This is a genomic window from Roseicyclus sp. (assembly GCF_052168335.1).
GTDB lineage: Bacteria > Pseudomonadota > Alphaproteobacteria > Rhodobacterales > Rhodobacteraceae > Roseibacterium.
Genome location: NZ_JBQLZP010000559.1, coordinates 1 through 13,852, shown reverse-complemented (window position 1 = coordinate 13,852; position 13,852 = coordinate 1). Strand labels below are relative to the sequence as shown.

Here is a 13,852-nt window from a genome sequence, read left to right as displayed (position 1 = left end):
GCGCGTCCTCGAGGCCGAGTTCGGTGGTCGTCGTCGGCCGCCAGACGAGCTTGGTGCTCTCGCTCTCGCCCAGCGCCGCCTCGAGGGTCGCCGAGACCTCGGCGAGATCGGTATCCGCGCACCAGATCACGTGGCCCTCCTCCGAGCTCTCCACATCCTCGGCGCCCGCCTCGATGGCGGCCATCAGCACGGTCTCCGCGTCGCCCGCCGAGGCGGGGTAGATCACCTGGCCCTTGCGGTCGAACATGAACGCGACCGAGCCGGTCTCGCCGAGGTTGCCGCCATGCTTGCCGAAGGTCGAGCGCACGGTCGAGGCGGTGCGGTTGCGGTTGTCGGTCATCGCCTCGACGATCACCGCGACGCCGTTCGGGCCGTAGCCCTCGTAGCGGATCTCCTCGTAGTTCTCCGCGTCGCCGCCCTGCGACTTCTTGATGGCGCGGTCGATCACGTCCTTCGGGACGGAACTCGCCTTGGCCTCCTTCACCGCGAGCCGCAGGCGCGGGTTCTTGTCGGGATCGGGGTCGCCCATCTTGGCGGCGACGGTGATCTCCTTCGAGAGCTTGGAGAACAGCTTGGAACGCGCCGCATCCTGACGCCCCTTGCGGTGCTGGATGTTCGCCCATTTGGAATGGCCGGCCATGGCTGCCTCTTCGGTCTGTTGCCTCGTGTGGCGGTGTCTATATGCCAGCCGCCCGGAGGCGGCAATACGGGGGGCGGAGGACCCCGCCCGCCAGCTGTCTCCGCCGCCGGAGCCGCGTTGCCGGATCGGCCCCCCGCGGCGCGGTGGCCCGGCGCGTCCCATTCCCCTTCCCGAGGCGGGCGGCTAGGGTCGCGCCATGACGACGGACCAGGCCATCCTCTTCGCCCTCTTCGGCACCGTCTTCGCGCTGCTGATCTGGGGGCGGTTCCGCTACGACCTCGTGGCCTTCGGCGCGCTCATGGCGGCGGTGGTCCTCGGCGTCGTGCCGGCGGAGGCCGCCTTCGCGGGCTTCGGCCATCCGGCCGTCGTCGTGGTGGCCCTCGTCCTCGTCGTCTCGGCGGGCCTCGTGCGTTCGGGCGCGGTCCTGCTCATCACCCGGACTCTCATCGACGCCTCGCGCAGCCTCGGCGCGCATATCGCGATCATGGGGGGCGTCGCGGGCGTGCTCTCGGCCTTCATGAACAACGTGGCGGCGCTGGCGCTGCTCATGCCGGTCGACATCGCCACGGCGCGGAAGGCGGGGCGCAGCCCCGGCCTCAGCCTCATGCCGCTCAGCTTCGCGACGATCCTCGGGGGCATGGCGACGCTGATCGGGACGCCGCCCAACATCATCATCGCGACCTTCCGCGAGGACGCGCTCGGCGCACCCTTCGCGATGTTCGACTTCGCGCCCGTAGGCGGGATCGCGGCCGTCGCCGGGCTCCTCTTCGTGGCCTTCGCGGGCTGGCGGCTGATCCCGGTGCGCGACTCGGGCGTCGGCGGCGACCGGATGGAGGAGCTGAAGCCCTACATCGCCGAGCTGCGCATCCCCGAGGGCGCGGACTTCGCCGGGCAGCGCCTGCATGCGCTCGAGGAGGAGGCCGCGCGCGCCGACGTGGCGCTGCTCGGGGTCGTGCGCGACGGGCGGCGGCGCTACGGGACGGGGCGCAACCTGATGCTGGCCGAGGGCGACGTCCTGTTGATCGAGGCGACGCCCGAGGCGCTGGACGAGTTCCGCGCCTCGCACGGGCTCGAGGCGATGCAGGAAGGCACCGACGCCGAGACCCTCGGCGAGGGCGTTGCGCTGGTCGAGATGGTCGTGCCCGAGGGTGCGCGGATCGCGGGCCGGACGGTCGAGGCCGTGGGCCTCGCCTGGCGGCAGAACACGACGCTCATGGGGATCGCCCGGCGGGGCACGCGGATCACCCGGTCGCTGCGCAAGACGGTGATCCGGCCGGGCGACATCCTGCTCCTTCTCGCGCCGACCGACCGGGCCGAGGACGTGGTGGCCTGGCTCGGCGGCATGACGCTCGCCGACCGGGGCCTCGCGGTCACGCAGGAGGGCAAGACCTGGGCCGCCATCGCGCTTTTCGCCTCGGCGGTCGCGGCGGCGGCGCTCGGGCTGATCTACCTGCCGGTGGCGCTCGGGATCGTCGCGCTCGGCTTCGTCGCCATGCGGGTGGTTCCGCTGTCCGAGCTCTACGACCGGATCGAGTGGCCGGTCGTCGTGCTCCTGGGCTCGATGATCCCGCTGGGCGCCGCGCTCGAGGCCTCGGGCGGCACGGCGCTGATCGCCTCGGGGCTGCTGACGCTGACCGAGGGCTGGCCCGCCTGGGCGATCCTGACGGTGCTCATGGTCGTGACCATGACGCTCTCGGACATCCTCAACAACACGGCGACGGCGATCGTGGCCGCGCCCGTGGCGATCACCATGGCCGAACGGCTGGGCGTGAACCCCGACCCGTTCCTGATGGCGGTGGCGGTCGCGGCCTCGGCGGCCTTTCTCACGCCCATCGGACACAAGAACAACACGCTGGTCCTCGGGCCCGGCGGCTACCGCTTTGGCGACTACTGGCGGATGGGCCTGCCGCTCGAGGTGCTGGTGATCGCCGTGTCGATCCCGGCGCTCCTGGTCTTCTGGCCGCTCTGAGCGGGCTCAGGCCGGATCGGAGGGCGAGGCGAAGGTCCAGCGCCGCCCGTCGGGCGCGGTGATCTCGACCTCGGCGCGGGGCGCGATCGCGTCGGGCAGGCCGATGGCGGCGAAGACCTCCTCGAGCACGATGCGGATCGGGTTCGACCCCGTCTCGCCCGTGACCGTGTAGCCGAGCGCCGCGCTGCACCCCTGGAGCGTGCCCGAGCCCGATACGGTCGTGCGGCCCTGCGGCGTCGGAACGAGCGCGACGGGACCCGTGCAGGTCTCGCCGTTCGACAGCCGCACCTCGAGGGCCGAGCGGTCGAGCGAAACCCCGACCGGGCTCGGGGCGGAGACGGCGCAGCCGGTCAGCACGGCCACGACGGCGAGCATGACGAAGGCGTCGGGTAGCCTTTCGCGGATCTTCGGTGCCGGCATGGGACGCTCCTTCCGGGCTGCGGATGCGGCCCTACAGTGGCCAGATAAGCGGAATCGCGATGCAGACCACAACCCCCAACGAGAGGTTCAGCGGGATGCCCACGCGCAGGAAGTCGGTGAACTTGTAGCCGCCCGGACCGTAGACCAGCATGTTCGTCTGGTAGCCGATGGGCGTGGCGAAACAGGCCGAGGCCGCGATCATGACCGCGATGAGGAGCGGGCGGGCATCGACCCCCGTGGCCTCGGCGAGGGCGATGGCGATCGGCGCCATGATCACGGCGATGGCGTTGTTGGACACGAGCTCGGTCAGCGTCGTCGTGATGAAGTAGACCGCCCAGACGAGGACGACGGGCGGCATCCCGTCGAGCGCGGGCACGATGGAGCCCACGATGAGCGAGATCGCTCCGGTGTGGTCGAGCGCGGCGCCGACGGCGAGCATGGCGAAGATCAGCGCCAGGAGACGTCCCTCGACGAAGGAGAAGGCCTCCTCGGCGTCGATGCAGCCGGTCAGGAGCACGATGGCCACCGCGATCACGGCGAGCGCGAGAATCGGCGCGACGTTCAGCCCGGCGAAGATGACGATGCCCGCCATGGCGGCGATGGCGACGGGAGACTTGCCGCGCCGGTAGGCGCGCTCGGACGGGGCCGAGACGTCGACGAGTTCCATGTCGGCGGCCAGGCGCTCGATATCCTCGGGCGTGCCCTCGAGCAGCAGCGTGTCGCCCACGCGGACCACGAGGTCGTCGAGCTGACGCCCGATGTTCTGCGCCCGGCGGTGGACGGCGAGCGGGTAGACGCCGTAGCGCCGCCTGAGGCGCAGGCTGCCGAGGCTGCGGCCGACCATCCGGCAGCCCGGCGTGATCAGCACCTCCACGGTGGTCGTGCGCACCTCGCTGAGCTTGTCGACGGTCTTGAGCTGCTTGGACTGCTGGAGGCCCAGCACCTCGGCCATGTCGGTCCTGAGAACCACGCGGTCGCCCGCCTGCAGCTCGACCCCGGTCATGTCCCGGCGCAGCGAGGCGTCGCCCCGGAGCACGTCGATCAGCCGCACGCCCTTGCGGCGGAACAGTTCCACCTCGTTCACGTTGCGGCCGATGAGGGTGGAGCCCTCAGTAACCGCGACCTCGGTGAAGAACTTGGCGCGGCTGCGCCCGCCGCCGAGCATCGCCGCCATCGACACGCGATCGGGCAGGAGGTGGCGGCCGACGAAGAAGAAGTAGACCATCCCCCAGGCGACCACGATGATGCCGATGGGCGTGATCTCGAAGATCGAGAAGGGCTCGAGGCCCCGAGTGCGGGCGATGCCGTCCACCAGCAGGTTCGTCGATGTGCCGATCAGGGTGAGCGTGCCGCCGAGGATCGCGGCGTAGCTCAGCGGGATGAGATACTTCGAGGGCGCGCGGCCCGCGATCCGCGCCACCTGGACCACGACGGGGATCATGATGACCACGATGGGCGTGTTGTTCATGAAGGCCGAGGCCAGCGCCACCACGCCCAGCAGGGCCACGATGGCGCGCTTCGGGCTCTTGGAGGCGGCGGCCTCCGCCTGTTTCGTCAGCCGGTCGAGCGCGCCCGTCCGCACGAGCGCGCCCATGACGATGAACATCGCCGCGATGGTCCAGGGGGCGGGATTGGCCAGCACGTCGAGCGCGTCGCCGTAGGGCAGCAGCCCGAGGATCAGCAGGAGCGCCACGGCGCCGATGGCGACCACCTCCGTCGGCCAGCGCTCGGTCAGGAAGAGGACGAACATCCCCGCGAGGATCGCGAGCGCGAGGACGCCCTCGCCGGTCTGCGACAGGTTGAGATCGATCATCCGCGCCCCTTGGCCGTCCGGAGGTCGCCCCGGCTACGACGCCATATTCGGGCATGGCCAAGACGCCTGCAAGCGGCGTCTTGGTCCTCAGGCGGGTGCGGCCACGGTCTGCGCGCGGCGGGGCTGCACGAGGAAGAGCCCCATGAACATCAGCGCGATGGCGGCCCAGACCCATGCCGAATAGGTCTCGCCGAAGATGAGCCAGGCCCAGAAGATGCCGAAGGCGGTGACGAGATAGCTGACCTGCGCCGCGAAGACCGCGCCCGCGCGCCCGACCAGCCAGACATAGCCCGCGTAGGCCAGCGCATGGGCCGTGGAGGAGCCGAGGATCGCGAGGTCCGGCGCGCCCCAGGGCGGCAGGGGCGAGATCCACTGTCCGGTGACGAGGGCGAGCGGCGCGGCCATGACCAGGCCCACGAGCGACGCGCCGAGGAGCACCTGCACCGGGTCCAGCCCCTCGGTCCCGTAGCGGGCGACGAAGTTGCCCTCGACGGCGTAGAAGGCGGGCGCGACCAGCGCCAGCGGCAGCCACCAGACCATGGCGGGGTCGGGCAGGCTCGTCTCCGGGAGCGCGATCATCAGGATCGCGGCGAAGCCCAGCGCGAGCCCCGTGAAGCGCAGCGCCGAGAAGCGGTCCATGCCGAGCGCGAGCGCGATCGGGAAGGACATCATCGGCACGAGCGACAGCACGATCGACAGGATGCCCGAGGGCAGGTGGATCGCCGCCGTGTAGCTCGCCGAATTGGGCAGGAGCGTCCCGATCAGCGCGATGATGGCGTAGAGCGCGAGGTGGCGCGGCGCGACCGGCAGGCCACGGCCCCGCACCCGGTTCATCGCCGCCAGCAGCGCGGCGCCCAGCGCGAACTGCCAGAAGATGATGCCGAAATGCCGGTAGCCCTCGGAGACCGCGATCTTGGCGAAGGGCTGGGTGATGCCCCAGGCCGCGCCGATCAGGACGAGAAGGGCGATCAGGACAAGACGGTCGCGGGCGCCCGTGCTCACGGACGGGCTTCCTGGAGGCGGCCGCCGAGACGGACGGGCACGATGCGCGTCGCGGCTCCCGTGCGGTCGTCCGTCTCGAGGTAGACCCCCGAGAGCGTGGCGGCGTCGGCCGCCGGCGTGAAGCGCTCCTTCGACATGCCGGTCACGAAGCGGCGGAGCGGCTCTTCCTTGTGCATCCCGATGACGGAATCGTAGTCGCCGCACATGCCCGCGTCGCTGAGGTAGCCCGTCCCGCGCGGCAGGATCATCGCGTCGGCCGTCGGCACATGGGTGTGCGTGCCGACCACGAGGCTGGCCCGGCCGTCGCAGAAATGGCCCGTCGCCATCTTCTCGGAGGTCGCCTCGGCGTGGATGTCGACGATCACCGCCTGGGCGAGGCCGCCGCGCGGGTAGCTGCGCAGCGCGCCGTCGAGCGCCGAGAACGGGTCGTCGAAGGGCCGCTTCATGAAGACCTGGCCCAGCGCCTGCGCGACGAAGACCTTGCGCCCGCCCGGCGCCTCGAACAGGCGCGCGCCCTGCCCCGGCGCGCCCTTGGCGAAGTTGAGCGGACGCAGCACGCGCGGTTCGCCCGAGATGAACTGGAGCATGTCGCGCTGGTCGAAGGCATGGTCGCCGAGCGTGATGGCGTCCGCGCCCGCGTCGAGAAGGGCCTTGGCGTGGGCCGCCGAGAGGCCCGCACCCGAGGTCGCGTTCTCGCCGTTGACCACGACGAAATCGAGCCGCCAGTCGCGGCGCAGTCCGGGGAGCGCCGCGATCACGGCCTCCCGGCCCGCGCGGCCCATCACGTCTCCGAGGAAGAGGAGTCTCATGTCCTTGGGCTTAGGGCGTGGCGGGGCCTGCGTCCAGCCGCGATCTCAGGGGCGGAGGATGCCGCGTTCGGTCACGATGACGTCGAGAGGCGCGTCGGTGGGATCGGAGGGCAGGCGCGGCACCTCCTGCGCGGCGAAGGCGAAGCCGATGGCGCGGGGCCGGCCCGTGGCCCTGAGGCGCGCCAGCGTCCGGTCGTAGAACCCCCCGCCATAGCCGAGCCGCGCCATCCCCCGGTCGAAGGCCACGAGCGGCACGATCAGCGTGTCGGGTTCAAGCGGCGCGCCGTCCTCGGGGATCAGCGCGCCGAAGGGCCCCTCGACCATCGCCGCGCCCGGACGCCACTCGGCGAAGTCGAGCGGCAGGCCGCGCCCGGCGATCACCGGCACGCAGATGCGCGCCCCCTGCGCGTGGAGCGCGGCCATCGCGGGAACGGGGTCGAGCTCGGTCCGGATCGGCATGTAGCCCGAGACGATGCGGCCTTCGGCGGAACCGATCTCTGCCAGGAGGTGGCGCGTCGCCTCCGGCACGGCGGTCGCGGCCTCGGCGAAGGCGGCCTTGCGCGCGGCGAAGGCGGCCTTCCTGAGCGCGGCCTTGGGGTCGGGGGCGGTGTCGTCCGTCATGGCCCGAGCCAATCCCGGCCCGCCCCCGAGCGCAAGGCCCCGAACGACACTCGCGCGGCCTTTTCCGCCGCGCGGGACCGCGCTAATCGAGGGCCGGACCCGCAGGAGGATGCCCCATGCTGACGCTCGACCACATCGCCGTATCGACGGAGGCGCTCGAGACGGGCGCGGCGGAGGTGGAGGCCGCGCTCGGCCTCGCGCTCAACCCCGGCGGCCAGCACGCCGCGATGGGGACGTGGAACCGCCTCCTCTCGCTCGGGGCCTCGGAATACTTCGAGCTCATCGCCATCGAGCCGGGCGCGCCGGGGCCGTCGCAGCCGCGCTGGTTCGACCTCGACAACTTCCGCGGCGCCACGCGGGCGACGACCTGGATCTGCCGGACGCCCGACCTCGACGCGGCGCTCGCCGCCGCGCCCGACGGCGTGGGCGTGCCCTGGGACTTCGCGCGCGGCGACTTCTCCTGGCGGATGGCGGTGCCGCGGGACGGCAAGCTGCCCTTCGGCGGCCTCTTCCCCGCGCTGATCGAGTGGCACGGCACCGCGCACCCCGCGCCGCGGCTGCCCGACCTCGGCGTGCGTCTGACCGCGCTCCGCCTCCACTCGCCGGAGGCGGAGGCCCTCCGCGCCGCGCTCGCACCGCTGATCTCGGACGACCGCGTCAGCGTCCACGCGGCCGAGGTGCCGCGCATGGAGGCGGTGCTGGCGGCGCCGGGGGGCGAGGTCGTCCTGTGATCCGCGCCGCGAGACCGGGCGACGCGGCGGAGATCGCCGGGATCTGGAACCGCGTCATCCGCGAGACGGTGGCGACCTTCACGACGCTGGAGAAGACCGAGGCCGACCTCGCGCGGGCGATCGGGAACGGCCTCCCCTTCCTCGTGGCCGAGGAGGGCGGCGCGGTCGCGGGCTTCGTCACCGCCTTCCAGTTCCGCGGCGGGCCCGGCTATGCCCATACCTTCGAGCATTCGATCCACGTCGCCGACGGCGCGCGGGGCCGCGGCCTCGGGCGCGCGCTCATGGCCGAGGTGGAGGCGGCGCTGCGGGCGCAGGGCGCACATTCCCTCTTCGCCGGCGTCTCGGGCGAGAACACGGACGGCGTCGCCTTCCATGCCGCCATCGGCTACCGCGAGGTGGCCCGCCTGCCCCAGGTCGGGTGGAAGTTCGGCCGCTGGCACGACCTCGTCCTGATGCAGAAGATTCTCTGAGGCCCCTGCGTCGGCTTGGCCCTGACGTTCCCGCGGCCTTTGCGATAGAACGGGGCCATGTCGATCTGGACCCGCATATCCGAGGCGCTGGCCGCGATCCGCGCGGGCGAGGGGCTGGCCGCCGTGTTCGAGCGGCTGCGCACGCCGCCCGAGCGGACGGTCGCCTTCACCATCGCCGTCATCGCGCTCGGCGCGAAGATGGCGAAGGCCGACGGCCGGGTGACGCGCGACGAGGTCGCGGCCTTCCGCGAGGTCTTCCACATCCCCCCATCGGACGAACGTGCGGCGGCGCGGGTCTTCAACCTCGCCCGCGAGGACGTGGCGGGGTTCGAGGACTACGCGCGGCGCGTCGCCGCCATGTTCCGCACCGATGGCGCGCCCTGCGGGCGGGACAGCGTGCTCTGCGACCTGATGGAGGGGCTCTTCCACATCGCCGCCGCCGACGGCGCCTGGCATCCGGGCGAGGAGGCCTTCCTCGCCCGCGTCGCGGCGATCTTCGGCATGGAGGAGGCCGAGTTCCGCCGGATGCGCGCGCGCAACGTGCCGGGCGAGACGGATGCCTATGCCGTCCTCGGCGTCGATCCGGGCGCGGACCTCGAGACGGTGCGCGCCGCCTGGCGGGCCGAGGCGCGGGCGACGCACCCCGACCGGATGCTCGCCCGCGGCGTGCCGGAGGAGGCGGTGAAGCTGGCCGAGCGGCGCCTCAGCGCCATCAACGCGGCCTGGGACGCGATCCGGGCCGAGCGCGGCGCGGCCTGAAACCCATGCGCATCGCCACATACAACGTCGAATGGTTCCATGCCCTCTTCGACCTCGCCGGCGATCTCCTGCGCGACGGCGCGTGGTCGGCGCGCGAGGGCGTGACGCGGGCCGAACAGATTGACGCGCTCTGCACGGTCTTCCGGGCGATCGACGCCGACGCCGTTCTCGTGGTCGAGGCCCCCGACATCTCGCGCCGCCACGACGGGGAACGCGCGCTCGCCGTCTTCGCCGAGGCCGCCGGCATCCGCGCCCGTACAGTCCTGTCCGGTTTCGCCAACGACACCCAGCAGGAGCTGATGCTGCTCTACGATCCCGACGTGATCTCGGCGCGGCACGACCCGCTCGGGCCGCTGACGGGTAAGCACGGGCGCTCGCCTTCCGAACTGGCCGCGCCGCGATTCGACACGGCCTTCCGCATCGACCTCGACATCGACGCGACCGAGGACGTGATCGTCTTCTCCAAGCCGCCCCTCGAGGCGGAGCTGAAGACGCCGCTCGGCACCATCCGGCTCATCGGCTGTCACGTGAAGTCCAAGGCCCCGCATGGCGCCGAGGGTCCGGAAGAGGCCATGGCCCTCGCCATCGCCAACCGCCGCAAGCAGCTTGCCCAGTGTATCTGGATTCGCCGCCGCGTGGAGGAGCACCTCGCCGCGGGCGACCGGCTGATCGTCGCGGGCGACCTCAACGACGGCCCCGGCCTCGACGAGTTCGAGGGGCTCTTCGGGCGCTCGGGCGTCGAGATCATCCTCGGCACCGCGGCCCCGCCCGAGGCGCGGCTCCACGATCCGCACGCCGGACGCGCGCTGCGCAGCCGCATCTCGCCGCAGCCGACGACGGCGCGCTTCTACATCGCGCCCGAGGGGCGGTGGCTCTCGGCGCTGCTCGACTACATCATGGTGTCGCCGAACCTCCGGCCCTTCGCGCGGCGCTGGCGGATCTGGCACCCGTTCGACGACCGCGACTGTTACGCCGACCAAGGGTTGCGCCACGCGCTCCTCGCCGCGTCGGACCATTTCCCGGTGACTCTCGACCTCGCCGAGGACGGTTCCCCTTAAACGGAAGGCTGCAATCGCCTATATTCGACTTATGACCCGGTATCTGCCCATCGCGATCCTCGCCGCCGCTCTCGCCGCCCCCGCCACCGCGCAGGAGGAGAGCGAGACCGAGCGCGGCTTCGACATGCTGCGCGAAGGGTCGCGGATGATCCTCGAGGGGTTGATGGACGAGATGCGCCCCATGCTCGAGGAGGCGCGGCCTTTCTTCGAGGAGGAGATGATGCCCTTCCTCGAGTCCCTCGGCAGCCTGATCGACGACCTCTCCGCCTACGAGATGCCCGAGCGGCTGCCGAACGGGGACATCATCATCCGCCGCCTGCCCGACCGGCCGCTGCCGGAGCCCGAGCCGGAGGTGGGCGAGGACGGCGCGGTGGAGCTCTAGACCATACACTCGCGTTCGGAGTCTCCGGACACTCAGGTATGGTCCGCGCCCGCGACCATCCTGGCAAGCCCCTCGATCTCGGCATCCGTGAGGTCCTGTCCCTCCGTCCGCGCCATCATCAAGCGCCCGATGGCCGCCCAGTAGAGCATTCGCGACCTCGGGCCGATCTCGCCGTCCGCCACGCCCAGCGCTTCCAGCAACTGTTCCGCGAAACGGATGCGCCGCCAGTCGACCGCCGCGACGTGCCCGGCGACATCGGGATCGACGACCGCCCAGGCGCGCATGGCGCGCACGAGCGCCGCGCCGGACCGGAACGCGCGCCGCATGAGGCCGCGAAGCTGCGCCTCCGCATCGCCCTCGCGCACCACTGCACGCACCAGTTCCTCGCTGGTCCGGTCCGTCCAGTGGGCGACGAGGTCGCGCTTGAAGGCGTCGAGATCCTCGAAATGCCAGTAGAAGCTGCCGCGGGTCACGCCGAGGGCGGCCGCCAGCGTCTGCGCCTTGAGCGCGTCGTGCCCCTTCTCGGCCAGTTGTCCGAGGGCGAAGTCGAGCCAGTCGGTCTTGTCCAGCCGAGTCATGGCGGCAGTCTGTCCAAAGGCATCGGCATACACAAGTGCATTGACGGGCGAGAAACCATACATCAGTGTATCTTTCCGTGCACTGATGTATGGGGCCCCGTGAACCGCGCGATCACGAACCCGCTCGCCACCGACGTCGAAGCGACCGCCGCCTTCTGCGAAACCCTGCTCGGCATGACGCGACGCGGCGATTTCGGCTGGTAAGTCCTGCCGGGCCACGACGGCACCGTTCTCGACGTCTCGAGCCCCAACCCGCCGCGCAACGACCGGCGCCCGGAGGGTTGAGACCGGGGCCCGGCGCGCGCATATGAGGGGCTGACGTTCCGCGACACGAGGTTCCCATGCGCCTGCCCTTCCCCGCCCCTGCCCCCCTTCCCCTCAAGGACGCCGCCGAGGCGGGCGGCAAGCCGCTGGGCGATCTGCCGGACTGGGACCTCTCGGACCTCTACGCCGCGCAGGACGCGCCCGAGGTCGAGCGCGACCTCGCCTGGCTCGAGACCGAGTGCGCGGCCTTCGCCGGGGACTACGAGGGCAGGCTGGCCGAGTTGTCCGCCGCCGACCTCCTGACCTGCATCCGCCGTTACGAGGCGATCGACATGAAGGCCGGGCGCGTCATGTCCTACGCGGGCCTGCGCTACTACCAGCAGACGACGAACCCCGTCCGGGCCAAGTTCATGTCCGACATGCAGGACCGGATCACGACCTACACGACGCCGCTCGTGTTCTTCGGGCTGGAGTTCAACCGCATCCCCGACGACCGTTACGAGGCGTTGATGGCCGAGGATGCCGACCTCGCGCGCTATCGTCCCGTGCTCGACCGGATGCGGGCGATGAAGCCCTACCAGCTCTCGGACGAGCTTGAGAAGTTCCTCCACGACACCTCCGTCGTAGGCGCCAGCGCCTGGAACAAGCTCTTCGACGAGACGATCGCGGGGCTGAGCTTCGAGGTCGACGGCGAGACGCTCGGCATCGAGGCGACGCTGAACTGCCTGACCGAGCAGGACCGCGCCAAGCGCGAGGCGGGCGCCCGCGCGCTGGCCGAGACCTTCCAGGCGCGGCTGCCGCTCTTCGCGCGGGTCCACAACACGCTGGCGAAGGAGAAGGAGATCACCGACCGCTGGCGCAAGCTGCCGAGCCCGCAGATGTCGCGCCACCTCGCCAACCATGTCGAGCCCGAGGTGGTCGAGGCGCTGAGGAACGCGGTCGTCGCCGCCTACCCGCGCCTTTCCCACCGCTACTACGCGCTGAAGGCCAAGTGGCTCGGCCTCGACAAGCTGCAGGTCTGGGACCGCAACGCGCCGCTGCCGATGGAGGAGACGCGGATCGTCGGCTGGGACGAGGCGCGCCGCATCGTGACGGAGGCCTATGCGGGCTTCGACCCGAAGATGGCGGAGCTGGCCGAGCCCTTCTTCACCGACGGCTGGATCGACGCGGGCGTCAAGGAGGGCAAGGCGCCCGGCGCCTTCGCGCACCCGACCGTCTCGGACGTGCATCCCTACGTGATGCTCAACTACCTCGGCAAGCCGCGGGACGTGATGACGCTCGCCCACGAGCTCGGCCACGGGGTGCACCAGCGCCTCGCCGCCGGCCAGGGGGAGCTCCTGTCCTCGACGCCGCTGACGCTGGCCGAAACGGCGAGCGTCTTCGGCGAGATGCTGACCTTCCGCAAGATGCTGGAGGGCGCGAAGGACGACGCCGCGCGCAAGGTGCTGCTGGCCGGCAAGGTCGAGGACATGATCAACACGGTCGTGCGCCAGATCGCCTTCTACGACTTCGAGTGCAAGCTGCACGAGGCGCGGCGCGGAGGCGAGCTGACACCTGACGACATCAACGCGCTCTGGATGTCCGTGCAGGGCGAGAGCCTCGGGCCCGTCTTCGAGTTCATGGAAGGCTACGAGACCTTCTGGGCCTACATCCCGCACTTCGTCCACTCGCCCTTCTACGTCTACGCCTACGCCTTCGGCGACGGCCTCGTGAACGCGCTCTACGCCGTCTACGAGGAGGGAACGCCGGGCTTCGAGGAGAAGTATTTCGAGATGCTGAAGGCGGGCGGATCGAAGCACCACAAGGACCTGCTCGCGCCCTTCGGCCTCGACGCGAGCGATCCGGCGTTCTGGGACAAGGGCCTGTCGATGATCGAAGGCTTCATCGACCAGCTGGAGGCCATGGAGAAGTGATCATCGCACGTCCTGCGTTCCTCTCGCGGTTCGTCTCTGAGGCCGACTGGCGCCGCTGGACCAACTGGTTCAAGCGGACGCTGGTGCGCGTGCGCCAGCGCGTGCCGCCCGGGGGGCGGATCGTCATCGGCCTCCTCCTGATGATGGGCGGCGTCCTCGCCTTCCTGCCGGTCTTCGGGCTCTGGATGATCCCGCTCGGCATCGCGATCGCGGCGCTCGACGTGAAGCCGTTCCTGCGCTGGCTGCGGGAGCGGCGGCGGTAGACGGGCCACAGCGCGGGCGGCGCGGGAAATTGCATGTTGCGCCGGATGCTTGAATCACAGCATCATCGCGCATGCGCGCATTGGGCACGGCGAGGGGCCGGAAACGGCTTCTTCACGGGGCCGCCGCCGATGTGACAGAGCCACGCCCGGGGGGGCCTTG

The 13,852-nt window shown here is 71.1% G+C and carries 15 protein-coding genes; 8 read left to right on the top strand and 7 right to left on the bottom strand.

What is annotated here, in order from left to right; all coding sequences use genetic code 11:
• A partial coding sequence (locus tag ACTS11_RS17065; RefSeq protein WP_442641495.1) for a YebC/PmpR family DNA-binding transcriptional regulator occupies positions 1–640 on the bottom strand: 640 nt, incomplete at its 3' end.
• A gap of 196 nt (positions 641–836) precedes the next feature.
• On the opposite strand from ACTS11_RS17065, the gene ACTS11_RS17060 reads away from it, so the two are divergent.
• On the top strand, positions 837–2,609 hold the full coding sequence (locus ACTS11_RS17060) for an SLC13 family permease (protein ID WP_442641494.1): 1,773 nt from the start codon (positions 837–839) through the stop codon (positions 2,607–2,609).
• A 6-nt stretch (positions 2,610–2,615) separates the two neighbouring features.
• Here ACTS11_RS17060 and ACTS11_RS17055 read toward each other — a convergent pair whose 3' ends face one another.
• From ACTS11_RS17055 to ACTS11_RS17035, 5 genes are all read right to left on the bottom strand, one after another.
• Entirely contained in the window at positions 2,616–3,029 is a 414-nt protein-coding gene (locus ACTS11_RS17055; RefSeq protein WP_442641493.1) for a hypothetical protein, read from the bottom strand.
• A gap of 31 nt (positions 3,030–3,060) precedes the next feature.
• A complete protein-coding gene (locus ACTS11_RS17050; protein WP_442641492.1) occupies positions 3,061–4,842 on the bottom strand; it encodes an SLC13 family permease in 1,782 nt (593 codons plus the stop codon).
• 87 nt (positions 4,843–4,929) lie between these two features.
• Positions 4,930–5,844, bottom strand: coding sequence for a DMT family transporter (locus tag ACTS11_RS17045; RefSeq protein ID WP_442641491.1), 915 nt, complete (start codon positions 5,842–5,844; stop codon positions 4,930–4,932).
• Entirely contained in the window at positions 5,841–6,653 is an 813-nt protein-coding gene (locus tag ACTS11_RS17040; RefSeq protein ID WP_442641490.1) for a TIGR00282 family metallophosphoesterase, read from the bottom strand. Before ACTS11_RS17040 ends, ACTS11_RS17045 begins: the two co-directional genes overlap by 4 nt.
• A 45-nt stretch (positions 6,654–6,698) precedes the next feature.
• Complete coding sequence (locus ACTS11_RS17035; RefSeq protein ID WP_442641489.1) at positions 6,699–7,274, bottom strand: 5-formyltetrahydrofolate cyclo-ligase; 576 nt, start codon at positions 7,272–7,274, stop codon at positions 6,699–6,701.
• 116 nt (positions 7,275–7,390) lie between these two features.
• Between ACTS11_RS17035 and ACTS11_RS17030 the strand changes: the two genes are divergently transcribed.
• Genes ACTS11_RS17030 through ACTS11_RS17010 form a run of 5 tightly spaced genes read left to right on the top strand, consistent with a single transcriptional unit; the run spans position 7,391 to position 10,674 of the window.
• Entirely contained in the window at positions 7,391–8,005 is a 615-nt protein-coding gene (locus tag ACTS11_RS17030; protein WP_442641488.1) for a VOC family protein, read from the top strand.
• The gene (locus ACTS11_RS17025) at positions 8,002–8,475 is read left to right on the top strand and encodes a GNAT family N-acetyltransferase (protein ID WP_442641487.1); all 474 of its coding nucleotides are present in this window, start codon (positions 8,002–8,004) and stop codon (positions 8,473–8,475) included. Before ACTS11_RS17030 ends, ACTS11_RS17025 begins: the two co-directional genes overlap by 4 nt.
• A gap of 57 nt (positions 8,476–8,532) precedes the next feature.
• The gene (locus ACTS11_RS17020) at positions 8,533–9,234 is read left to right on the top strand and encodes a TerB family tellurite resistance protein (protein WP_442641486.1); all 702 of its coding nucleotides are present in this window, start codon (positions 8,533–8,535) and stop codon (positions 9,232–9,234) included.
• A gap of 5 nt (positions 9,235–9,239) precedes the next feature.
• On the top strand, positions 9,240–10,292 hold the full coding sequence (locus ACTS11_RS17015) for an endonuclease/exonuclease/phosphatase family protein (RefSeq protein WP_442641485.1): 1,053 nt from the start codon (positions 9,240–9,242) through the stop codon (positions 10,290–10,292).
• 31 nt (positions 10,293–10,323) lie between these two features.
• The gene (locus tag ACTS11_RS17010) at positions 10,324–10,674 is read left to right on the top strand and encodes an AAA+ family ATPase (protein ID WP_442641484.1); all 351 of its coding nucleotides are present in this window, start codon (positions 10,324–10,326) and stop codon (positions 10,672–10,674) included.
• 32 nt (positions 10,675–10,706) lie between these two features.
• Here ACTS11_RS17010 and ACTS11_RS17005 read toward each other — a convergent pair whose 3' ends face one another.
• Positions 10,707–11,252 (bottom strand): TetR/AcrR family transcriptional regulator, encoded by a 546-nt coding sequence (locus ACTS11_RS17005; RefSeq protein ID WP_442641483.1) that lies wholly within the window; start codon positions 11,250–11,252, stop codon positions 10,707–10,709.
• Between the two features lie 341 nt (positions 11,253–11,593).
• On the opposite strand from ACTS11_RS17005, the gene ACTS11_RS17000 reads away from it, so the two are divergent.
• Together ACTS11_RS17000 and ACTS11_RS16995 are read left to right on the top strand one after the other, a co-directional pair.
• Entirely contained in the window at positions 11,594–13,429 is a 1,836-nt protein-coding gene (locus ACTS11_RS17000) for a M3 family oligoendopeptidase (RefSeq protein ID WP_442641482.1), read from the top strand.
• Positions 13,426–13,692 (top strand): hypothetical protein, encoded by a 267-nt coding sequence (locus ACTS11_RS16995; protein ID WP_442641481.1) that lies wholly within the window; start codon positions 13,426–13,428, stop codon positions 13,690–13,692. Before ACTS11_RS17000 ends, ACTS11_RS16995 begins: the two co-directional genes overlap by 4 nt.
• The last annotated feature ends 160 nt before the right edge of the window (positions 13,693–13,852 follow it).